Annotated in this window: 17 protein-coding genes and 1 pseudogene; 11 read left to right on the forward strand and 7 right to left on the reverse strand. The window is 72.3% G+C overall.

Annotated features, from left to right (window positions below; translation table 11 throughout):
* Positions 1–46: 46 nt before the first annotated feature.
* Positions 47–2305 carry an SF1B family DNA helicase RecD2 gene (recD2, locus tag ACTWJ8_RS15730; protein WP_443264179.1) on the reverse strand — a complete coding sequence of 753 codons (2259 nt, stop codon included), beginning with the start codon at positions 2303–2305 and terminating at the stop codon, positions 47–49.
* Positions 2306–2362: 57 nt separating this feature from the next.
* Positions 2363–2935 (reverse strand): hypothetical protein, encoded by a 573-nt coding sequence (locus ACTWJ8_RS15735; RefSeq protein ID WP_356376656.1) that lies wholly within the window; start codon positions 2933–2935, stop codon positions 2363–2365.
* Between the two features lie 332 nt (positions 2936–3267).
* Here ACTWJ8_RS15735 and ACTWJ8_RS15740 point away from each other — a divergent pair, with 332 nt between their 5' ends.
* Genes ACTWJ8_RS15740 through rbsD form a run of 5 tightly spaced genes read left to right on the forward strand, consistent with a single transcriptional unit; the run spans position 3268 to position 9087 of the window.
* A complete protein-coding gene (locus ACTWJ8_RS15740) occupies positions 3268–4296 on the forward strand; it encodes a LacI family DNA-binding transcriptional regulator (protein WP_443264181.1) in 1029 nt (342 codons plus the stop codon).
* Entirely contained in the window at positions 4293–5822 is a 1530-nt protein-coding gene (locus ACTWJ8_RS15745; RefSeq protein ID WP_356376651.1) for a sugar ABC transporter ATP-binding protein, read from the forward strand. The genes ACTWJ8_RS15740 and ACTWJ8_RS15745 overlap by 4 nt, the downstream gene beginning before the upstream one ends.
* Positions 5812–7758: an ABC transporter permease/substrate-binding protein gene (locus ACTWJ8_RS15750; RefSeq protein ID WP_443264183.1), complete on the forward strand. Its 1947-nt coding sequence runs from the start codon at positions 5812–5814 to the stop codon at positions 7756–7758. Before ACTWJ8_RS15745 ends, ACTWJ8_RS15750 begins: the two co-directional genes overlap by 11 nt.
* Positions 7759–7801: 43 nt before the next feature.
* Positions 7802–8701, forward strand: coding sequence for a ribokinase (gene rbsK / locus ACTWJ8_RS15755; RefSeq protein WP_443264184.1), 900 nt, complete (start codon positions 7802–7804; stop codon positions 8699–8701).
* The gene (gene rbsD, locus ACTWJ8_RS15760) at positions 8698–9087 is read left to right on the forward strand and encodes a D-ribose pyranase (RefSeq protein WP_356376643.1); all 390 of its coding nucleotides are present in this window, start codon (positions 8698–8700) and stop codon (positions 9085–9087) included. The genes rbsK and rbsD overlap by 4 nt, the downstream gene beginning before the upstream one ends.
* 172 nt (positions 9088–9259) lie before the next feature.
* Here the strand turns inward: rbsD and ACTWJ8_RS15765 are convergent, their stop codons facing one another.
* The 3 genes from ACTWJ8_RS15765 to ACTWJ8_RS15775 all read right to left on the reverse strand — a co-directional run bounded on the left by ACTWJ8_RS15765 (position 9260) and on the right by ACTWJ8_RS15775 (position 12664).
* Positions 9260–10096: a sugar phosphate isomerase/epimerase family protein gene (locus ACTWJ8_RS15765; RefSeq protein ID WP_443264186.1), complete on the reverse strand. Its 837-nt coding sequence runs from the start codon at positions 10094–10096 to the stop codon at positions 9260–9262.
* A complete protein-coding gene (locus ACTWJ8_RS15770) occupies positions 10093–11247 on the reverse strand; it encodes a dihydrodipicolinate synthase family protein (protein WP_443264187.1) in 1155 nt (384 codons plus the stop codon). Before ACTWJ8_RS15770 ends, ACTWJ8_RS15765 begins: the two co-directional genes overlap by 4 nt.
* Positions 11248–11497: 250 nt before the next feature.
* Complete coding sequence (locus ACTWJ8_RS15775) at positions 11498–12664, reverse strand: Gfo/Idh/MocA family protein (RefSeq protein ID WP_356376634.1); 1167 nt, start codon at positions 12662–12664, stop codon at positions 11498–11500.
* Between the two features lie 206 nt (positions 12665–12870).
* Between ACTWJ8_RS15775 and ACTWJ8_RS15780 the strand changes: the two genes are divergently transcribed.
* Entirely contained in the window at positions 12871–13917 is a 1047-nt protein-coding gene (locus ACTWJ8_RS15780) for a LacI family DNA-binding transcriptional regulator (protein WP_356376631.1), read from the forward strand.
* A 3-nt stretch (positions 13918–13920) separates the two neighbouring features.
* Here ACTWJ8_RS15780 and ACTWJ8_RS15785 read toward each other — a convergent pair whose 3' ends face one another.
* Entirely contained in the window at positions 13921–14232 is a 312-nt protein-coding gene (locus tag ACTWJ8_RS15785) for an HGxxPAAW family protein (protein WP_443264188.1), read from the reverse strand.
* Positions 14233–14354: 122 nt separating this feature from the next.
* Here ACTWJ8_RS15785 and ACTWJ8_RS15790 point away from each other — a divergent pair, with 122 nt between their 5' ends.
* The 3 genes and pseudogenes from ACTWJ8_RS15790 to ACTWJ8_RS15800 form a co-directional block, all read left to right on the forward strand.
* On the forward strand, positions 14355–14975 hold the full coding sequence (locus tag ACTWJ8_RS15790; RefSeq protein WP_356376625.1) for a TetR/AcrR family transcriptional regulator: 621 nt from the start codon (positions 14355–14357) through the stop codon (positions 14973–14975).
* Positions 14976–15077: 102 nt separating this feature from the next.
* Complete coding sequence (locus ACTWJ8_RS15795) at positions 15078–16013, forward strand: bifunctional helix-turn-helix transcriptional regulator/GNAT family N-acetyltransferase (RefSeq protein ID WP_443264190.1); 936 nt, start codon at positions 15078–15080, stop codon at positions 16011–16013.
* Between the two features lie 17 nt (positions 16014–16030).
* A pseudogene (locus tag ACTWJ8_RS15800) lies at positions 16031–16741 on the forward strand (sugar phosphate isomerase/epimerase family protein); the annotation flags it as partial.
* Here the strand turns inward: ACTWJ8_RS15800 and ACTWJ8_RS15805 are convergent.
* On the reverse strand, positions 16698–17684 hold the full coding sequence (locus tag ACTWJ8_RS15805) for an EamA family transporter (protein WP_443264191.1): 987 nt from the start codon (positions 17682–17684) through the stop codon (positions 16698–16700). The pseudogene ACTWJ8_RS15800 and the gene ACTWJ8_RS15805 sit on opposite strands and share 44 nt — an antisense overlap.
* Before the next feature lie 100 nt (positions 17685–17784).
* Here ACTWJ8_RS15805 and ACTWJ8_RS15810 point away from each other — a divergent pair, with 100 nt between their 5' ends.
* Positions 17785–18708, forward strand: coding sequence for a LysR family transcriptional regulator (locus ACTWJ8_RS15810; RefSeq protein WP_443264193.1), 924 nt, complete (start codon positions 17785–17787; stop codon positions 18706–18708).
* Positions 18709–19070: 362 nt separating this feature from the next.
* Positions 19071–20879, forward strand: coding sequence for a glycoside hydrolase family 3 protein (locus tag ACTWJ8_RS15815; protein WP_356377918.1), 1809 nt, complete (start codon positions 19071–19073; stop codon positions 20877–20879).
* Positions 20880–20979 lie beyond the last annotated feature (100 nt).

The following is a 20979-nucleotide window of genomic DNA, read 5'->3' on the forward strand; positions in this document are numbered from 1 at the left end:
CCCTGGTTCCGGAAGTGGTTGTGACCTTCGCGACTCGTCTGATCGATCAAATCTTTTGAACGGCACGGCCGGACAACCGGAAATCAAGGGCAGTACAGCGTCTACCGGCCGAAATCGTACGCACCGCCTGACCGATCGCTCTGCGCGAACCGACCAGGACAACCAGCTTCTTGGCGCGCGTGACCGCGGTGTAGAGAAGGTTTCGCTGGAGCATCATCCAAGCACCTGTCGTGACGGGGATCACCACACACGGATACTCGCTGCCCTGGGAGCGGTGGATGGTCACAGCGTAGGCATGGGCCAGCTCGTCCAGCTCGTCGAAGTCGTACGGGACCTCCTCGTCCTCGTCCGTCAGGACGGTGAGCCGCTGCTCCGCGGTGTCCAGGGAGGTGACGACGCCGACCGTGCCGTTGAAGACGCCGTTCTCACCCTTCTCGTAGTTGTTGCGGATCTGCGTGACCTTGTCGCCGACGCGGAAGACGCGGCCGCCGAAGCGCTTCTCCGGAACGTCGGGGCGGCCGGGGGTGATGGCCTGCTGGAGCAGCCCGTTCAGGTTGCCCGCGCCCGCGGGGCCGCGGTGCATCGGCGCGAGGACCTGCACGTCGCGCCGCGGGTCGAGGCCGAACTTCGCGGGGACCCGGCGGGCGGCCACGTCGACCGTGAGCCGGCCCGCCTCCTCCGTGTCGTCCTCGACGAACAGGAAGAAGTCCTTCAGCCCCGAAGTGATCGGCTGCGTCCCCGAGTTGATCCGGTGGGCGTTCGTGACGACGCCGGACTCCTGCGCCTGCCGGAAGATCCGGGTGAGGCGCACGGCCGGCACGGGGCTCTCCTCGGCGAGCATGTCGCGCAGCACCTCGCCCGCGCCCACGCTGGGCAGCTGGTCGACGTCCCCCACGAACAGCAGGTGCGCGCCCGGCGGCACGGCCTTCGCCAGCTTGTTGGCGAGCAGCAGGTCCAGCATGGAGGCCTCGTCGACCACGACCAGGTCGGCGTCGAGCGGCCGCTCCTTGTCGTACGCCGCGTCCCCGCCGGGCTTCAGCTCCAGGAGCCGGTGGACCGTGGAGGCCTCGGCGCCGGTCAGCTCGGCGAGCCGCTTGGCGGCCCGGCCCGTGGGCGCGGCGAGCACGACCTTGGCGCGCTTGGCGCGGGCCAGCTCGACCACGGACCGTACGGTGAAGGACTTTCCGCAGCCGGGGCCGCCGGTGAGGACGGCCACCTTCTTGCTGAGCGCGAGCTTGACCGCCTCCTCCTGCTCGGGCGCGAGCTGGGCGCCCGTACGGTCGGCGAGCCAGGCCAGCGCCTTGTCCCACGCCACGTCCTGGAAGGCGGGCATCCGGTCCTCCTCGGTGCGCAGCAGTCTGAGCAGCTGGGCGGAGAGGGAGAGTTCGGCCCGGTGGAAGGGGACCAGGTAGATCGCGGTGACCGGCTGACCGTCCTCGCCCGGCACCGTCTCGCGTACCACTCCGGGCTCGCCGGAATCCTCGTCGGGCAGGGCGAGTTCGGCGAGGCACTCGATGACGAGGCCGGTGTCGACCTGGAGCAGCTTCACGGCGTCCGCGATGAGCCGCTCCTCCGGCAGGAAGCAGTGCCCCTGGTCGGCGGACTGCGAAAGGGCGTACTGGAGGCCGGCCTTGACGCGCTCCGGGCTGTCGTGCGGGATGCCGACGGACTGGGCGATGCGGTCGGCGGTGAGGAAGCCGATGCCCCAGACGTCCGCGGCGAGCCGGTACGGCTGGTTCTTCACGACGGAGATGGAGGCGTCGCCGAACTTCTTGTAGATGCGCACGGCGATCGAGGTCGAGACGCCGACGCTCTGCAGGAAGACCATCACCTCCTTGATGGCCTTCTGCTCCTCCCAGGCGTCGGCGATCTTCTTCGTCCGCTTGGGGCCGAGACCCGGCACCTCGATCAGACGCTTCGGCTCCTGCTCGATGATGTCGAGGGTGTCGAGCCCGAAGTGCTGGGTGATGCGGTCGGCGAACACCGGGCCGATGCCCTTGACCAGGCCGGAGCCGAGATAGCGGCGAATGCCCTGGATCGTGGCCGGGAGGATCGTCGTGTAGTTCTCGACCGTGAACTGCTTGCCGTACTGCGGGTGCGAGCCCCAGCGGCCCTCCATCCGCAGCGACTCCCCCACCTGCGCCCCGAGCAGCGCGCCCACGACGGTGAGCAGGTCACCCGCGCCTCTGCCGGTGTCGACCCGGCCGACCGTGTACCCCGTCTCCTCGTTGGCGTACGTGATCCGCTCGAGAACCCCCTCGAGCCGCGCCGTCGGCCGCGCCCCCGCCGCTTGCTCCTTCGCCATGATCCGACGGTAGCGGCCGGGTCCGACAACGCGGGAGGGTCCGCGGGGAGCCCGCGCCTACACCCCGCCCATCGGCTCCGGGTCGACGCGCATCGGGGTGCCCCACACGCGGACCACCTCGTAGTCCGTGAACTCGTGGACCAGGCGGTACGCCATCGCCGCGTCCGGGCGCCGGCGCTGCGCCGCCAGGTAGAGCTCCGCCTCGCGGCGGTCGTGCCGGGGCGTGCCGCAGAGCTGCCACACCTGCCCGTTCCACATCTCCGGGATCCAGCGCTGCTGGGGCTGCGGGCGGTCCTCGCGCGTGCCGTACCGGGACAGGACGGGGCGCTCCGCCGTGTGGCGGGGGGCCGGGTCGCCGGAGATCTCGGAGCGGCGGGCCTTGCGGCGGCGGGTCTCGCAGAACAGGCACAGGTCGGGGGCGGACTCCTCGACCGGGCCGTACGGGTGCTCCTTGCAGCGGGTCGTCGGCTTCTCGCCGGACACCGCGTCGTCGAGCTGGTCGAGGGCGCGGGTCAGGTCGCCGCGGATCTCGTGCAGCACGTCGTCCGGGGTGTCGCCGGTGAGCTTCTCGCCGTGCTCGCCGAGCACCCGGAGGGCGCGGCCGAGGGCGGTGAGCTGCGCGTGGTTCACGTCCGTTGCTCCGTATCCGTCATCCGTGGTGCGTTGCGGTGCTTCCACCTTCGCACGCGGCACCGACAATTCCGTTCGGCCTGCGACGTGGTTGCGGCCGCGGGGCGCTGCCCCGGACCCCGCGCCTCAATCGCCGGCGGGGCTTCAAAAGATCGGGGCTCTGCCCCGTGCCCCGCTGCTCAATCGCCGCAGGGGCTTGATTTGCTCACCTGGCGCTCGAAGTCCCATCACGATCCCGTTACGACCACCCGGAACCCCCTTGCCCCCGCCCCGTGTAATCGATTCCAATCCTCCGTGTAATCGATTCCATGGAGCCACAAGGAGGTGGCGCGATGGTGGGGATCAAGGATGTCGCGGCCGAGGCCGGGGTCTCCGTCGCCACGGTTTCCCGCGTCCTGAACAGCCATCCGTCCGTGAGCCCCGACGCGCGCCGTCGGGTGCTGGCCGCCGTGGAGTCGCTCGGGTACCGGCCCAACGCCGTCGCCAGGTCGTTGCGCACCGCGCAGACCCGGACGCTCGGGCTCGTCATCAGTGACGTGCTCAACCCGTACTTCGGCGAGCTGACGCGGGCCGTCGAGGACGAGGCCCGCGGGCTCGGCTACAGCGTGATCATCGGCAACGCCGACGAGCGCCCCGAGCTCCAGGACCACCACGTACGGACCCTGCTCGACCGGCGCATCGACGGGCTGCTGGTCTCCCCCACCGACGGCGCCTCCCCGCTGATGCTGGACGCCGCGCGGGCCGGTACCCCGATGGTGTTCGTCGACCGGTGGATCCCCGGCGTGGACGTTCCCGTGGTGCGCTCCGACGGCCGGGGCGCCGTGCGGGACCTCGTCGCGCATCTGCACGCGCTCGGCCACCGGCGGCTCGCGATCATCGCGGGGCCCGCCGCCACCACGACCGGCAGCGAGCGCGTCGACGCCTTCCGTGAGGCCCTCGCCTCGTACGAGCTGGAGCTGCCGGACGCCTACATCGGGCAGGGCGACTTCCAGGCGGACAGCGGACGGTGGGTGACCGAGGCCTTCCTCGACCTGCCGGAGCCGCCGCAGGTCGTCTTCGCCGCCGACAACCTGATGGCGCTCGGCGCGCTCGACGCCATCCGCGCGCGCGGGTTGCGCGTCCCGGACGACATCGCCGTCGCCGCGTTCGACGACATCCCGTGGTTCGTGCACACCGATCCGCCGATCACGGCCATCGCCCAGCCCACCAAGGATCTCGGCCGGGCCGCCGTGCGCGCCCTGGTCGACCGGATCGAGGGGCGGGTGCCCGAGTCGGTCGCCCTCCCCGCCCACCTCGTCGTACGGCGCTCCTGCGGCGAACCCCCACAGACGCCCACCTCAATGGAGAGGAGCAACGGATGAGCAGCTCCGAAGAGTTGCTGCGTATCGAAGGGATACGGAAGACGTTCCCCGGCGTGGTCGCGCTCGACAGCGTCGACTTCGACCTGCGCCGCGGGGAGGTGCACGTCCTGCTCGGTGAGAACGGGGCCGGAAAGAGCACGCTGATCAAGATGCTCTCCGGTGCCTACACGCCCGACGAGGGCCGGATCACCGTCGGCGGCGAGCAGGTCCGTATCCACGGCGCGCAGGACGCCGAACGGCTCGGGATCGCGACGATCTACCAGGAGTTCAATCTCGTTCCCGATCTGACCGTCGCCGAGAACATCTTTCTCGGGCGGCAGCCCCGGAAGTTCGGGCTCGTCGACCGGAAGCGGATGGAGGCCGACGCCGAGGAGCTCCTCGCGCGCGTGGGCGTCAATGTGTCGCCACGCGCGCGGGTGCGCGAACTGGGCATCGCCCGGCTCCAGATGGTGGAGATCGCGAAGGCGCTCAGCCTGAACGCGCGGGTGCTCATCATGGACGAGCCGACCGCCGTGCTGACCTCGGAGGAGGTCGACAAGCTGTTCGCGATCGTGCGGCAGCTGCGCGAGGACGGCGTCGGCGTCGTCTTCATCACCCACCACCTGGAGGAGATCGCCGCGCTCGGGGACCGGGTGACCGTGATCCGCGACGGCAGGAGTGTGGGGCAGGTGCCGGCCTCCACCCCGGAGGACGAGCTCGTCCGCCTCATGGTGGGGCGCTCCATCGACCAGCAGTACCCGCGCGAGCGGCCGGAGACCGGCAGCGCGCTCCTGAAGGTCGAGGGTCTGACCCGGGACGGCGTCTTCCACGACGTGGGCTTCGAGGTGCGGGCCGGCGAGGTCGTCGGCATCGCGGGCCTGGTGGGCGCGGGTCGCACCGAGGTCGTACGGGCCGTCTTCGGTGCCGATCCGTACGACAAGGGATCGGTGGAGGTCGCGGGGACCGCGCTCCCCCGGCACGACGTCATCGCCGCGATGGCGGCCGGGGTCGGGCTCGTCCCCGAGGACCGCAAGGGGCAGGGCCTCGTCCTCGACCAGTCGGTTGAGGAGAACCTGGGGCTCGTCACCATGCGGACGGCGACCCGCGCCGGGTTCGTCGACCGGCAGGGGCAGCACGAGGCCGCCGAGCGGATCGCGAAGCAGCTCGGCGTGCGGATGGCCGGGCTCGGCCAGCACGTGCGCACCCTGTCCGGCGGCAATCAGCAGAAGGTCGTCATCGGCAAGTGGCTGCTCGCGGACATCAAGGTGCTGATCCTCGACGAGCCGACGCGCGGCATCGACGTCGGCGCCAAGGTCGAGATCTACCAGCTCATCAACGAGCTGACCGCCGCGGGCCACGCCGTGCTGATGATCTCCAGCGACCTTCCCGAAGTGCTCGGCATGAGCGACCGGGTCCTTGTGATGGCGCAGGGACGCATCGCCGGTGAACTCGCCGCCGAGGACGCCACCCAGGACTCCGTGATGGCACTCGCCGTCAGCAACCAGCAGCACAGCGCCTTCAAGGAGGAGGGCTCCCGTGACCACTGACACGCTCAAGAACACCCAGGCCAAGAACGGCGGGAGCCTGCTGCGGCTGCTCCTCGACAACGGCGCGCTGACCGCGCTCGTCGTCCTGGTCGTCGCCATGTCGCTGATGTCCGGCGACTTCCTGACCACGCAGAACCTGCTGAACGTCGGCGTGCAGGCGGCCGTCACCGCGATCCTCGCGTTCGGCGTCACCTTCGTCATCGTCTCGGCGGGCATCGACCTGTCGGTGGGCTCGGTGGCGGCCCTGTCGGCGACCGTCCTCGCGTGGGCGGCCACGAACGAGGGCGTGCCGGTCGTCATAGCCGTGCTGCTCGCCGTCGTCACCGGCATCGCCTGCGGTTTCGTCAACGGCCTGCTCATCTCGTACGGGAAGCTGCCGCCGTTCATCGCGACGCTGGCGATGCTGTCGGTGGGGCGCGGGCTCTCGCTCGTGATCTCGCAGGGCTCGCCGATCCCGTTCCCCGACTCGGTCTCCAAGCTCGGTGACACGCTGGGCGGCTGGCTGCCGGTGCCGGTCATCGTGATGGTCGTGATGGGCCTCATCACGGCGGTCGTCCTCGGCCGTACGTTCATCGGCCGATCCATGTACGCGATCGGCGGCAACGAGGAGGCGGCCCGCCTCTCCGGTCTGCGCGTCAAGCGGCAGAAGCTCGTCATCTACGGCCTGTCGGGCCTGTTCGCGGCCGTCGCCGGCATCGTTCTGGCCTCCCGGCTCGCCTCCGCGCAGCCGCAGGCCGCCAACGGCTACGAGCTGGACGCCATCGCCGCCGTCGTCATCGGCGGCGCCTCCCTCGCGGGCGGCACGGGCAAGGCGTCGGGCACGTTCATCGGCGCGCTGATCCTCGCCGTGCTCCGCAACGGCCTCAACCTCCTCTCCGTCTCCGCGTTCTGGCAGCAGGTCGTCATCGGCGTCGTCATCGCGCTCGCCGTGCTGCTCGACACCGCGCGCCGCAAGGCCGGGGCGCAGCCCGCCGCCGCGGGCGCCGGGACCGGCGGCCCGAAGCAGCGCATGCAGTACGTGATCGCGGCCGTCGTCGCCGTCGCGATCGTCGGCGGCCTCGCGGTGTGGAACAACACCGGCTCCTCCGGCGGCAAGAAGGACCTCAAGCTCGGCATGGCCGTGTCCACGCTCAACAACCCGTTCTTCACGGAGATGCGGGCGGGCGCGCAGGCCGAGGCGAAGAGGCAGGGCGTCGAGCTGACCGTCACGGACGCACAGAACGACGCCTCGCAGCAGGCCAACCAGCTGCAGAACTTCACGAGCGAGGGCATGAGCGCCGTCATCGTGAACCCGGTCGACTCCGACGCCGTCGGCCCGTCCGTGCGCACGGCCAACAAGGCCGACATCCCCGTCGTCGCCGCCGACCGCGGCGTCAACAAGGCGAAGGCCGCGACCCTCGTCGCCTCCGACAACGTCGCGGGCGGCAAGCAGGCCGCGAAGATCATGGCCGACAAGCTGGGCGGCAAGGGCAAGATCGTCGTCCTTCAGGGCCAGGCCGGTACGTCCGCGAGCCGTGAGCGCGGGGCCGGGTTCACCGCCGGGATCAAGAAGTACCCGGGCATCGAGGTCGTCGCCAAGCAGCCCGCGGACTTCGACCGCACCAAGGGCCTCGACGTCATGACGAACATGCTCCAGTCGCACCCCGACATCGACGGCGTCTTCGCCGAGAACGACGAGATGGCGCTCGGCGCGATCAAGGCGCTCGGCTCCAAGGCCGGCAAGTCCGTCCCCGTCGTCGGCTTCGACGGCACGCCCGACGGCTTCAAGGCCGTCAAGGCGGGCACGCTGTACGCCTCCGTGGCCCAGCAGCCGCGCGAGCTGGGGCGGATGGCCGTCCAGAACGCCATCAAGGCGGCGAAGGACCAGGACATCTCCTCGGCCGTCAAGGTACCGGTGAAGGTCGTCACGGCGAAGAACGTCGCCGACTTCACGTGACGCACTCGTACCCTTTGGCGTGGCATACGGAGAAAGGCACAGCATGAACACGTACGACCTCCTCGTCGTCGGGTCGGCCAACGCCGACCTGGTGGTGGGCGTCGACCGGCGCCCCGGCGCGGGCGAGACCGTCCTGGGCTCGGACCTGGCGACCCACCCCGGCGGCAAGGGCGCCAACCAGGCGGTGGCCGCCGCCAAGTTGGGGGCGCGCACGGCGCTGCTCGCGCGGGTCGGCGACGACGGGCACGGCAGGCTGCTGCGCGACTCGATGGAGGCGGCGGGCGTGGACACGTCCGGCGTGCTGGTCGGCGGGGCGCCCACCGGGGTCGCGCTGATCACCGTGGACCCGTCGGGCGACAACTCGATCGTGGTGTCGCCGGGCGCGAACGGGCGGCTCACGCCCGAGGACGTACGGGCGGCGGGCGAGCTGTTCGCGAACGCGCGGGTCGTCTCGATGATGCTGGAGATCCCGCTGGAGACGGTCGCCGAGGTCGCGCGGAGCCTGGCGGACGGCGCGCGGCTCGTCCTCAACCCCTCGCCGCCCGCCCCGCTCCCCGACGAGGTCCTCGCGGCCTGCGACCCGCTGATCGTCAACGAGCACGAGGCGAAGGTCATCGCGGGCACCGACCTCGGCGAAGAGCCGGAGGAGTGGGCGCGGCAGCTCCTGACGCTCGGCCCGCGCTCGGTCGTCGTCACGCTCGGCTCCGAGGGCGCGCTCGTTGCGGACGCCTCCGGCTCCCAGCGTGTGCCCGCGGTGAAGGTGAAGGCCGTCGACACGACCGGCGCCGGTGACGCGTTCACGGCGGCGCTCGCGTGGCGGCTCGGCACCGGCGCGTCCCTCGCCGACGCCGCCGCCTACGCCGCGAAGGTCGGCGCCGCGGCGGTCACCAAGGAGGGCGCGCAGGCGTCGTACCCGACGGCGGACGAGGTGGCCTCCGTATGAAGAAGGCCGGCATACTCAACCGCCATCTCGCGGGCGCCCTCGCCGAGTTGGGGCACGGCGACGGGGTGCTGATCTGCGACGCGGGCATGCCGATCCCGGCGGGGCCGCGCGTCGTCGACCTCGCGTTCCGGGCCGGGGTGCCGTCCTTCGCCGAGGTCCTCGACGGTCTGCTCGACGAGCTGGTGGTGGAGGCGGCCACCGCGGCCGGCGAGATCACGGACGCGAACCCGGACGCCGCCGCGCTGCTCGAAGAGCGCCTGGCGCCGCTGACCTTCGTCACGCACGAGGAGCTGAAGGCGCTGTCGGCGCACGCGCGCCTCGTCGTCCGCACAGGAGAGGCGCGCCCGTACGCGAACGTCCTGCTGCGCTGCGGGGTCTTCTTCTGATCACCGGACGGTGAAGCGCGGCGAGGGGCCCGGTCCGCGGACCGGGCCCCTCGGGCTCTCCCCCTCCTGCGCCGGAACCCCCGATCCCCCCAGATCCCCCTCCCAGGTGTTCCGACATCAGGTACGACACGCGGGCCGCGCGGAGGGTTGTACGGGGCCGCGGGGAAACTTTTCAGGCGGCGTGCCGCGTGAACCGCTCGGCCGTCTCGGCCAGCACCTCGCGCCCGTCGCGGGCCCACAGGCCCTCGTTGAACAGCTCGACCTCGATGGGCCCCGTGTACCCCTGCGCCTCGACGAGGCCGCGCCAGTACCGCATGTCGATCGCGCCGTCGCCGATCTGGCCGCGTCCGTTGAGCACGCCCTCCGGTAGCGGCGTCGTCCAGTCGGCGAGCTGGAACGTCGCGATGCGGCCCTGCTCACCGGCCCGCGCGATCCCCGCGGGCGCCTGGTCGTCCCACCAGATGTGGTACGTGTCCACGCACACGCCGACCTGCTCCGCCGGGAAGTTCTCGGCGATGTCGAGGGCCTGCGCGAGCGTGGAGACGACGCAGCGGTCGGAGGCGTACATCGGGTGCAGCGGCTCGATCGCGAGCCGTACGCCGCGCTCGGCGGCGTACGGGGCCAGCTCGACGAGCGCGTCGCCGATCCGCTCGCGCGCCCCGTTCAGGTCGTACGAACCGGCCGGGAGGCCGCCCGAGACGAGCACGAGGACGTCGGTGCCGAGGGTCACGCACTCGTCGACGGCCCGCTTGTTGTCCTCGATCGCGGCCTTGCGCTCGGCCTCGTCGATCGCGGTGAGGAAGCCGCCGCGGCAGTGCGTGGTGACGTTCAGGCCGTTGTCGCGCAGCAGCTTCGCGGCGGCCTCGACGCCGTACTCCTGGACGGGAGCACGCCAGGTGCCGAGGTTCTGGACACCCAACTCCCGGCAGGCGTCGGCCAGTTCGGGCAGGCCGAGCTGCTTGACCGTCATCTGGTTGATGGAGAAGCGAGGGTCGGCGGTGGGGCTCATGAGGACACTCCGTACAGGGCGAGCAGGTTCTTCATCCGGGCCTCGGCCAGCTCCGGCTTCGGGAACAGGCCCAGCTGGTCGGCGAGTTGGTAGGCGCGCGCGAAGTGCGGCAGCGAGCGCGACGACTGCTGGCCGCCGACCATCACGAAGTGGTCCTGGTGGCCGGAGAGCCAGGCGAGGAACACGACGCCCGTCTTGTAGAAGCGGGTCGGCGCCTGGAACAGATGACGCGACAACTCGACGGTCGGGTCGAGGAGTTCGCGAAACCCGGTCACGTCGCCGGTGTCGAGGGTGCGCACCGCCTTCGCGGCGAGAGGGCCCAGCGGGTCGAAGATGCCGAGCAGCGCGTGGCTGAAGCCGCGGTCGTCGCCGGCGATCAGCTCCGGGTAGTTGAAGTCGTCGCCGGTGTAGCAGCGGACGCCGTTCGGGAGGCGGCGCCGGATGTCGATCTCGCGCCGGGCCTCCAGGAGCGAGACCTTGATGCCGTCGACCTTGTCGGAGTGCGCCTTGATGATCTCGACGAAGGTGTCGGTGGCGGCGTCGAGGTCGGACGAGCCCCAGTAGCCCTCCAGGGCCGGGTCGAACATCGGGCCGAGCCAGTGCAGGACGACGGGCTCGGCGGCCTGCCGCAGCAGGTGGCCGTAGACCTCGGCGTACTCCTCGGGCCCGGAGGCCGCGGCGGCGAGGGCGCGCGAGGCCATCAGGATGACCTGCGCTCCCGCCTCCTCGGCGACCGCGAGCTGCTCCTCGTACGCGGCCCGCACCTCGGCCAGGGAGGCGCCGGGCGCGATCTGGTCGGTGCCGACGCCGACCGCGATCCGGCCGCCGACCGCCTTTGCCTCGGCCGACGAGCGGCGGATCAGCTCGGCGGCGCCCGCCCAGTCGAGGCCCATGCCGCGCTGCGCGGTGTCCATGGCCTCCGCGACGCCGAGGCCGTGCGACCACAGGTGGCGGCGGAAGGCGAGGGTGGCGTCCCAGTCGACGGCGGCCGGGGAGTCGGGCGTGGTGTCGGCGAACGGGTCGGCGACGACGTGCGCGGCGGAGAACACGACACGCGAGGCGAGCGGGGCGCCGGTGTCGAAGGACAGGGGCTCGGCGCGCGGCTCGTAGGCCGTCAACTCGCCGGTGGAATGCGGAAGATGGATGGTCACGACGCCTCCAGAAGCGCACGTCTCACGTCAGGCGGCCGGGCCGACGGCGGCCGGGCCGGCAAGGATCACGGGCGCCGCGCACGACGGCGCGGGCGCCCGCGGACTACGACGGCAGGCCCGCGGAAGGCCCACCCGGTCGGCCACGGAGTCTCACGGTCGTCCACGACAGAGCCCTCGGCGGGACCTCGGGGCCCCGCCGGGCGGCCTCCGTCGGGCTCGCGGGCGAGCCGCGGAAACTCCGCGGCAGGGGTCAGAGCGCGATCTCCGGGACCTCGAGTCGGCGGCCCTCCGCCGACGACTTGAGCCCGAGTTCGGCCATCTGCACGCCGCGCGCTCCGGCCAGCAGGTCCCAGTGGTAGTCGGCGCCCGTGTAGACGTGCTTGAGGAACAGCTCCCACTGGACCTTGAAGCCGTTGTCGAACTCGCCGTTGTCCGGCACCTCCTGCCACTGGTCGCGGAAGGAGTACGTCGCCGGGAGGTCCGGGTTCCAGACCGGCTTCGGGGTGGCGCTGCGGTGCTGGACGCGGCAGTTGCGCAGGCCCGCGACGGCGGAGCCCTCCGTGCCGTCGACCTGGAACTCGACCAGCTCGTCGCGGTTGACGCGGACGTCCCACGAGGAGTTGATCTGCGCGACGATCGGCCCCTGCGGATTGTCGATCTGGAAGATGCCGTACGCGGAGTCGTCGGCGGTGGCCTCGTAGGGCTTGCCGTTCTCGTCCCAGCGGGTCGGGACGTGCGTGGCGGCCAGGGCGTTGACCGAGGTCACGCGGCCGAACAGCTCGTGCAGGACGTACTCCCAGTGCGGGAACATGTCGACGACGATGCCGCCGCCGTCCTCCGAGCGGTAGTTCCAGGACGGCCGCTGGGCCTCCTGCCAGTCGCCCTCGAAGACCCAGTAGCCGAACTCGCCGCGCACGGACAGGATGCGGCCGAAGAAGCCGCCGTCGATGAGCCGCTTCAGCTTGAGCAGGCCCGGCAGGAAGAGCTTGTCCTGGACGACGCCGGACTTGACGCCCGCCTCGCGCGCCAGTCGGGCCAGCTCGATCGCGCCCTCCAGTCCGGTGGCGGTCGGCTTCTCGGTGTAGATGTGCTTGCCCGCCGCGATCGCCTTCTTGAGGAAGTCCTCGCGGGTGTGGGTCATGGCGGCGTCGAAGAAGATGTCGACGCTGTCGTCGGCGAGCACGGCGTCCACGTCGGTGGAGATGTTCGCCGGGTCCAGGTCGTGCTTCTCGGCGAGCGCCTTCAGGGCGTGCTCGCGGCGGCCCACGAGGATCGGCTCGGGCCACAGCACCGTGCCGTCGCCGAGGTCGAGCCCGCCCTGCTCGCGGAGGGCGAGGATGGAGCGGACGAGGTGCTGGCGGTAGCCCATGCGCCCCGTCACACCGTTCATGGCGATGCGCACCGTCTTGCGTGTCACGTGAGTCCCTTCCTCCGGCCGACCGGCCACTCGTGCCCCACGTATGGCGGCATACGTGGGGCGGCGCCCGCCGAATCTTTCGTAGCAAGCGCTTTCTACGTAAGAAGAAGCTAGCCTCTGCACTGCCGCTCGGACAAGAGCGGATGGAGAACCGGCGCCCCGGGAGCTCACTCGCGGGCCCGGGACCGTTCACGGAGGCTGACCAGATGACCGTGACCCTGGCGGACGTGGCCGCCCGCGCACAGGTGTCCCCCGCCACCGTCTCGCGCGTCCTGAACGGGAACTACCCCGTCGCCGCGAGCACGCGCGAGCGGGTGCTCAAGGCCGTGGACGACCTGGACTACGTGCTGAACGGTCCGGCCAGCGCCCTCGCCGCCGCCACGTCCGACCTGGTCGGCGTCCTGGTCAACGACATCGCCGACCCGTTCTTCGGGATCATGGCCTCCGCCGTGCAGTCCGAGATCGTGGGCCCCGGCGGCCGGGCGGGCGGCGAGCGGCTCGCGGTGGTCTGCAACACGGGCGGCGAGCCGGAGCGCGAGCTGACCTACCTCACCCTCCTCCAGCGCCAGCGCGCGGCGGCGGTCGTGCTCACCGGCGGGGCGATCGAGGACCAGGCCCATGTGGCGGCCGTGGCAAGCAAGCTGCGGCGGCTCGCGGAGGCCGGGACCCGGGTCGTGCTGTGCGGGCGGCCGCCGGTACCGGACACCGACGCGGTCGCGCTGACCTTCGACAACCGGGCGGGGGCCCGGGAGTTGACGGAGCATCTGCTGGAGCTCGGGCACCGCGGGATCGGCTACGTCGCGGGCCCCGAGGAGCGCACGACGACGCGGCACCGCCTGGAGGGCCACCGCGAGGCGCTGGCCGCCGCCGGGGTGGACGAGGCGGCCGGGCTCGTGGTGCACGGCTCGTACGACCGCGCGTCGGGGTACGCGGCGACGGCCGAACTGCTGCGCCGCGAGCCCGACTTGACGGCCGTCGTCGCGGCGAACGACAGCGTGGCGCTCGGCGCGTGCGCGGCCCTGCGCGAGGCGGGCCTGCGCATCCCCGACGACGTCTCGGTGGTCGGCTTCGACGACCTGCCCTTCAGCGTCGACGCGGCCCCGCCGCTGACCACCTTCCATCTGCCGCTGGCCGAGGCGGCGGCGCGCGCGGGCCGGATCGCGATGGGCCGCGAGGCGGCGCCCATGGGCCGGATCGTGGAGGTCCGCGGCGAGCTGGTGGTGCGCGGCTCGACCGGCAGGCCGCGCGCGTAGCGCCTACCCGGAGGCGGCGGCGCGGCGGCCGCGCCCCGCGATCCGGCATCCGACGCAGCCCGGGTGTCCGTCGCGGGCGCTCATGTCCCGTACCCGCACCGGCCGTTGAGCCGCGGGGCGCGGTCCCGGCGGCTTGCCCCAGCCCGCCAGATGCAGACCCCAGGCGAGCAGCGCGGCCCCGGCGAGCGCCGCGGCACCCAGCCAGAGGCCCGGCCGCCAGCCGATGATCCCCGCGCCCGCCGTCGCGGCGCCGGCCGCGGCGAGCGCGCAGCCCGCCCAGCCCGCGAGGGTGTGCCCGTCGTCCGTCCCCACCATGTGCCGTACCCCCAGGTCTCCACAGGCAGCCTTATTTGTTGAGCGATGACTCAAGAACGAGCTGCGAGGACCGTAGCACCGTTCTTGAGTGCTCGCTCAAGAACGGCCGATACAGTGGCACCATGACCGATCGGGAGACCCGGCCGCGCGGGCGGCCCCGCACGTTCGACCGCGACGCAGCGCTCGCCGTCGCCGTCCGGCTGTTCTGGGAGCGGGGCTACGAGGCGACGTCCGTCGGCGAGCTGACCACCGCCATGGGCATCCGCCCGGCCAGCCTGTACGCCGCGTTCGGCGACAAGAAGTCGCTGTTCAAGGAGGCCGTCGAGGTCTACGGACGGTCCCCCGTCGGCGCGTTCGTCGGCGTGGCCCTCGCCGAGGAGCCGACGGCGTACGGGGCGTTCGCGCGCGTCCTGCGCGAGGCGGCCCGCACCTACGCAGACCCGGCGCACCCCGCGGGCTGCCTGGCCATCAGCGCCGCGACCAACGTGACCGAGCAGGACGCGGAGGTCGCCGCGTTCCTGCGCGACGTGCGCAACGCCGGGGTGGCCTCGTTCGAGGAGCGGCTGCGCCAGGGCCGCGCGGCCGGCGAACTGCCCGGCGACACGGACGTCGCCGCGCTCGCCTCGTACTTCGCGGCCGTCGTGCAGGGGCTCTCGCAGCGGGCGCGGGACGGGGCGGACGCGGCGGAGCTGGAGCGGGTGGCCGAGTTCGCGCTCGGCGCGTGGCCGGGGCGCAGGGACTGACGCCGCGGGGGCGGCCGAGGGGGCGACAGCCGTGGCCGCGCGGCGTACCGTGGGCAGCGTCGCGAACCTCTGACTGAGTCAACGATCCGGTGCGAGGCAGCCATGACCGTCCACGACATCCGGTCCTTCAACCGCTTCTACACGAACGTGATCGGCGCGCTCGACTACAGCCGCCACCTGTACGCCCCGTACACCCTCACCGAGTCCCGTGTGCTGTACGAGCTGGCGCACACGGAGAAGGTCGACGCCGCCGACCTGCGGAACCAACTCGGCCTCGACGCCGGGTACCTGAGCCGGATCCTCGGCAAGTTCGAGCGGGACGGGCTCGTCGAGCGCGGCTCGTCCGAGCGCGACTCGCGGCGCCGCCGCATTACCCTCACCGCACACGGCCGGAGCACCGCCGACCTGCTGGAGGAGCGGTCCCGCGAGACCGTCGGCGCGCTCCTCGCCACCGTCCCCGCCGCCGAACGCGACCGCCTCTCCCAGGCGCTGCGCACGGTGCGCGAGGTGCTCGGCGACGGCCGCGCCGCCCCGCACCCCGAGAACGTCCTGCTGCGCGAGCCCGGAGCCGGCGACCTCGGCTGGATCGTGGCGCGCAACGGCGCCCTGTACGCCGCCGAGTTCGGCTGGAACGCGGACTACGAGGGCCTCGTCGCGCGCATCGTCGCCGACTTCGCGCAGGACCACGACCCGCACCTGGAGCGGGTCTGGATCGCCGAGCTCGACGGCCGCCCGGTGGGCTGCGTGATGTGCGTACGGGACGAGGCGCCCGGCACGGCGCGGCTGCGGCTGCTGCTCGTCGAACCGGAGGCGCGCGGGCTCGGCATCGGCGACCGGCTGGTGCGCGCGTGCGTCGACTTCGCGCGGGGCGTCGGCTACCGGGAGGTGGTGCTGTGGACGAACGACGTCCTGAAGGCGGCCCGTTCCCTCTACCAGCGGCACGGCTTCGTCCTCGTCGGCGAGAAGCCGCACCGCTCGTTCGGCGCGGATCTGATCGGCCAGGACTGGAAGCTGGCTCTCCACAGGAGCGCGGAGTGACGGATAGGGTCCGCCCCATGAAGCTGGCGTTCTCCACCCTCGGTGTCCCCGGTCTCCCCCTCGACGACGTGCTCGCGCTCGCCACCGCGCACGGCTATCACGGCGTGGAACTCCGCGCCCACCCCGAGGAACCGGTGCACCCCGGACTCGACGCGGCGGGGCGGGCCGACGCCGCCGCCCGGTTCAAGGCGGCGGGCGTGGAGGTCCTGGGCGTGGCCGGGTACGCGCGGGTCGCCGCGCCCGGCGACGACGGCCCGGTGCTCGACGACGTACGGGCCCTCGTGGACCTCGCGGTCGACCTGGGCGCGCCGTACGTGCGGGTGTTCCCCGGCGGCGGGGACGAGCAGAGCGCCGAGGAGGCGGACGCCGTCGCCGCGCGGCGGCTGGGCGTCGCGGCGGAGTACGCGGCCGAGCGCGGCGTACGGGTGCTCCTCGAGACGCACGACTCGCACCGCACCGGGGCGGCGGCGTCCCGCGTCCTCGGGCTCGTCGGGCACCGCAGCGTGGGCGCGCTGTGGGACGTGATGCACACGTGGCTCGGCGGCGAGCAGCCGGTCTCCTCGTACGCGGCACTCTCCCCCTACCTCGGATACGTGCAGGTCAAGGACATCGCCGGGGCCGACGACACGGTACCGCTGCCGCTGGGGGCGGGGGTGCTGCCGCTGGCGGAGTGCGTGGAGGTACTCAGTCGGGAGGGCTGGGACGGGTGGCTGTGCTGGGAGTACGAGGCGCGCTGGTACGAAGGGGCTGCGCCGCTTCCCGGGTTGTTGGCGGGGGGCCGTGAACACCTGGCGCGGCTGCTGAACGAGTCGGCGTAGGCCGTCCTGCCCGTGTCGTGAGGGCCACGCCGCCCACCAAGAGCGTCGCCGCGCACCACTGCAACCCGCTCACCGGTTCCGCGAGGAACAAGGACGCCGACGACATGCCGAAGACAGGGACCAGGAGGGTGTAGGGGGCCACCGTGGACGCGGGGTAGCGGCGCAGGAGGCGGCTCCACGCGCTGAAGCCGAAGAGCGTCGTCACGAGGGCCACGAAGAGGATCGCCCCCACCCCCGGCAGGTCCAGCGAGGCGAGCGCGTCCGCGTCCCGCGTCGGGCCCTCGAACAGCAACGACAGGGCGAGCAGCGGGAGTACCGGGACCGCGCTCGTCCACACCATGAACGCGAACGGGGCCTCGGGCGACGCCTTGCGGGTCAGGACGTTCGACACACCCCAGAACGCGGCGGCGACCAGCACCAGCGCGAACGCGCCCAGCGGTCCGGAACCGCCCTCGTCGACCGCCGCCACGGCGATGCCCGCGAGCGCCACGACCATGCCCACCACGCGTACGGGCCCCGGCCGTTCGCGCAGGAACGCGAAGGCGATGACCGCGGTGAACACCGACTGGACCTGGAGCACGAGGGAGGACAGGCCCGCCGGCATCCCGGCGTTCATGCCGACGAACAGCAGCCCGAACTTGCCCACGCCCAGCGCGAGTCCCACCCCCACGACCCACCGCCACGCCACCCTCGGACGGCCCACAAAGAAGATCGCGGGCAGCGCCGCGAGGAGGAAGCGCAGGGCGCAGAAGAGCAGCGGCGGGAAGTGGTCGAGGCCGATGTCGATCACGACGAAGTTGACGCCCCACAGGGCGGCGACGAGCACGGCGAGGCCGATGTGCGCGGGTTTCATGCGTCGAGGATCACCGGCAGGGACCGTTTAGCACCAGCGATGATTGCTGCATGGTTGGATGAAGCACGGCTAATCGACGAAGCTCACGGAGGGCACGGTCATGTTGGATCTTCAGCGGCTGCGCGCCCTGCACGCCGTGTCCGTGCACGGCACCGTGGGCGCCGCCGCGGCCGCGCTCGGGTACACGCCGTCCGCCGTCTCGCAGCAGATCGCAAAGCTGGAGCGGGAGACCCGTACCGTGCTCCTCGAGCGGGAGGGCCGGGGCGTCCGGCTCACCGACGAGGCGCTGCAACTCGCGGAGACGGCACGCGAGTTGATGGCCATCATGGAGCGCGCGGAGACCGGCATCGAGGAGCGCCGCGGCGTGCCCGCGGGCCGGCTGACCATCGCCGCGTTCGCCTCGGCGGCGCGGGGGCTGCTGCCCGGCGCGCTCGCCGATCTGGCCGTCCGGCACCCGGCGCTCGACACCCGGCTCTCCGAGGTCGACCCGCATCTGTCGGTGGACCTGGTGGCGAAGGGTGCCGTCGACCTCGTGGTCGCGCACGACTGGGACATCGCGCCGCTGCCCGCACCCGCCGGGGTCGAGCAGGCCGTCATCGGGGACGACCTGTGCGATCTCGTCGTACCGGCCGGTCATCCGCTGGCCGGCCGGAAGGCGGTGCGCAGGGAGGAGCTCGGGGGCGAGCGGTGGGTGTCGCAGCCGCCGGGCCGGGTGTGCCACGACTGGCTGCTGCGGACGATGCGCGCGGCGGGCTTCGAGCCGCTCATCGCGCATCAGGCCGAGGAGAATCCGACGCTGGCCGCGCTGGTGGCGGCGGGCCTCGGCATCGCGGTGCTGCCCCGGCTCGGCCGCGGCACGCTGCCGGACGGGGTGGTGGCGGTGCGGCTCGATCCGGTGCCGCGGCGGCGGCTCTACGCGCTGTGGCGGGGCGGCACGGCGCGGCGGCCCGCGGTCCGTGCGGCGGTCGAGGCGCTGCGGGAGCGCGGCCGTGACTGCCTGGTGGACGAGGGTTCGGCGGGTTGACCTGGGCATGACCGTCACCGCCACCCCATTCACCCCCTCCGCACCGATTTCACGAAATCCGCGAATTCCGGGAACCCGGGCCAGCATGCTTCCGTCAGAAGGACACGCTGCCGGAGAGTCACCGCAGTGCGGTGTCGGCATCGCTGCTGGCTGCGAACGCTGACAAACCCTCTCCGCCGCCTGCGGCCGGCAGCGTCGCCGCCACCGGTGCGCCCCCTCCAAAGTGCCGGTGGCGGCCCCTTCCCCCGCAGGCCGCCCGCCAACTTCCGTACCCGCGCGAACTCTTGACCGGCAGAAATTTTCCGGATATCCGTTGCGCGCGGAAGTTATTTTCAGGGTCCGCGCCTCCTCCGGAAGGAGCGATCGTGCCACTGTCCAGACGTACCGTGCTCGCCGCCGCCACCCTCGGCGCCGCGGCCGCCGGTCTCAGCGCCCCCGCCGCGCGCGCCGCGGGCGCCGCCGCGTCCGACCAGGCCCTCAAGAGGATCATCTCGGGGATGTCCCTGGAGGAGAAGGTCGGCCAGCTCTTCGTGATGCGGGTGTACGGTCACTCGGCCACCGCTCCCGACCAGGCCGACATCGACGCCAACCTCAAGGAGCTCGGCGTCCGCACGGCCGCTGAGCTCATCGACAAGTACAAGCTGGGCGGCATCATCTACTTCGCGTGGGCGCACAACGTCCGCGACCCGCACCAGATCGCCGACCTCAGCAACGGCATCCAGAAGGCGGGCCTCCAACAGCCTTCCCGCATCCCGCTGTTGATCTCCACCGACCAGGAGCACGGCATCGTCGCCCGCGTCGGCAAGCCCGCCACCCTGTTCCCCGGCGCGATGGCGTTCGGCGCGAGCGGCTCCCGGGAGGACGCGCGCAGGGCCGGGCAGATCGCGGGCGCCGAGCTGCGTGCCATCGGCATCCGGCAGGACTACGCGCCCGACGCCGACGTCAACGTCAATCCGGCCAACCCCGTGATCGGCGTGCGCTCCTTCGGCGCCGACCCGAAGGCGGTCGCCGGGCTCGTCGCCGCGCAGGTGAAGGGCTACCAGTCCGCGCACATCGCCTCGACAGCCAAGCACTTCCCCGGGCACGGCGACACCGCCACGGACAGCCACACCGGCATCCCGTACATCTCCCACACCCGCGAGCAGTGGGAGCAGTTGGACGCGCCGCCGTTCAAGGCGGCGATCGCCGCGGGCATCGACTCGATCATGACGGCGCACATCGTGGTCCCCGCCCTCGACCCGTCCGAGGACCCGGCGACACTGTCCCGCCCCATCCTCACCGGCATCCTGCGCGAACAGCTCGGCTACGACGGCGTCGTGGTCACCGACTCGCTCGGCATGGAGGGCGTCCGCACCAAGTACGGCGACGACCGGGTGCCGGTGCTCGCCCTGAAGGCGGGCGTCGACCAGCTGCTCAACCCGCCGGACCTGTCGGTGTCGTGGAACGCGGTGCTCGAAGCCGTACGGGGCGGTGAGCTGACGGAGGCGCGGCTCGACGAGTCGATCCTGCGCATCCTGCGCCTGAAGTCGAAGCTGGGCCTGCTCAAGGACCCGTACGTCTCCCACGCCGGCGTCGACAGGACCGTCGGCACGCCCGCGCATCTCGCGACGGCCGACCGGATCGCCGAGCGCACGACGACGCTGCTGGTCAACAAGGAGAAGCTGCTTCCGCTGTCCCGGCGCACGCACAAGAACGTCCTGGTGCTCGGCGCCAACCCGGCCTCCCCCTCGCTCAGCGACGGCCCGCCGACCACCGTGATCGGCGCGGCGCTCACCGAACTCGGCTTCTCCGCCACCGTCCTGCCGACCGGCACCGCGCCGTCCCAGGCGACGATCGCCCAGGCCGTGGCGGCGGCGCAGGGCAAGGACGCGGTGGTCGTCGGCACGTACAACGTCGCGGCGGGCAGCGCGCAGCAGGCCCTGGTGAACGCGGTGGCCGCGACCGGGGTGCCGGTGATCACGCTGTCCATGCGCAATCCGTACGACGTCGCCCAGCTGTCCGCCGCCGACGCGCACCTCGCTGCGTACTCGTGGATCGACGTCGAACTGCGGGCGGCCGTACGGGTGCTGGCGGGGAAGGCGGAGCCGCGCGGGAAGCTGCCTGTGCCGGTGCAGCGGGCGGACGACCCGACGCGGGTCCTCTACCCGATCGGCTACGGGCTGTCGTACTGACCCGTCCGTAGGGGGCGTACGCACTGATCCGCGCGCCCCGTCGGCACCTGACGCAAAGCCCCCCGCACACCTGGCGTGTGCCCGCCGCCACGGGCCACGC

This window comes from Streptomyces sp. SDT5-1 (assembly GCF_052245995.1).
GTDB lineage: Bacteria > Actinomycetota > Actinomycetes > Streptomycetales > Streptomycetaceae > Streptomyces.

Bases quoted from the DNA above. Each gene is read 5' to 3' on its own strand.
- ACTWJ8_RS15795 (WP_443264190.1), top strand. From the start codon at position 15,078: ATGACCGTCCACGACATCCGGTCCTTCAACCGCTTCTACACGAACGTG.
- ACTWJ8_RS15805 (WP_443264191.1), bottom strand. From the start codon at position 17,684: ATGAAACCCGCGCACATCGGCCTCGCCGTGCTCGTCGCCGCCCTGTGG.
- recD2 (WP_443264179.1), bottom strand. From the start codon at position 2,305: ATGGCGAAGGAGCAAGCGGCGGGGGCGCGGCCGACGGCGCGGCTCGAG.
- rbsK (WP_443264184.1), top strand. From the start codon at position 7,802: ATGAACACGTACGACCTCCTCGTCGTCGGGTCGGCCAACGCCGACCTG.
- ACTWJ8_RS15745 (WP_356376651.1), top strand. From the start codon at position 4,293: ATGAGCAGCTCCGAAGAGTTGCTGCGTATCGAAGGGATACGGAAGACG.
- rbsD (WP_356376643.1), top strand. From the start codon at position 8,698: ATGAAGAAGGCCGGCATACTCAACCGCCATCTCGCGGGCGCCCTCGCC.
- ACTWJ8_RS15810 (WP_443264193.1), top strand. From the start codon at position 17,785: ATGTTGGATCTTCAGCGGCTGCGCGCCCTGCACGCCGTGTCCGTGCAC.
- ACTWJ8_RS15790 (WP_356376625.1), top strand. From the start codon at position 14,355: ATGACCGATCGGGAGACCCGGCCGCGCGGGCGGCCCCGCACGTTCGAC.
- ACTWJ8_RS15785 (WP_443264188.1), bottom strand. From the start codon at position 14,232: ATGGTGGGGACGGACGACGGGCACACCCTCGCGGGCTGGGCGGGCTGC.
- ACTWJ8_RS15780 (WP_356376631.1), top strand. From the start codon at position 12,871: ATGACCGTGACCCTGGCGGACGTGGCCGCCCGCGCACAGGTGTCCCCC.
- ACTWJ8_RS15765 (WP_443264186.1), bottom strand. From the start codon at position 10,096: ATGAGCCCCACCGCCGACCCTCGCTTCTCCATCAACCAGATGACGGTC.
- ACTWJ8_RS15740 (WP_443264181.1), top strand. From the start codon at position 3,268: ATGGTGGGGATCAAGGATGTCGCGGCCGAGGCCGGGGTCTCCGTCGCC.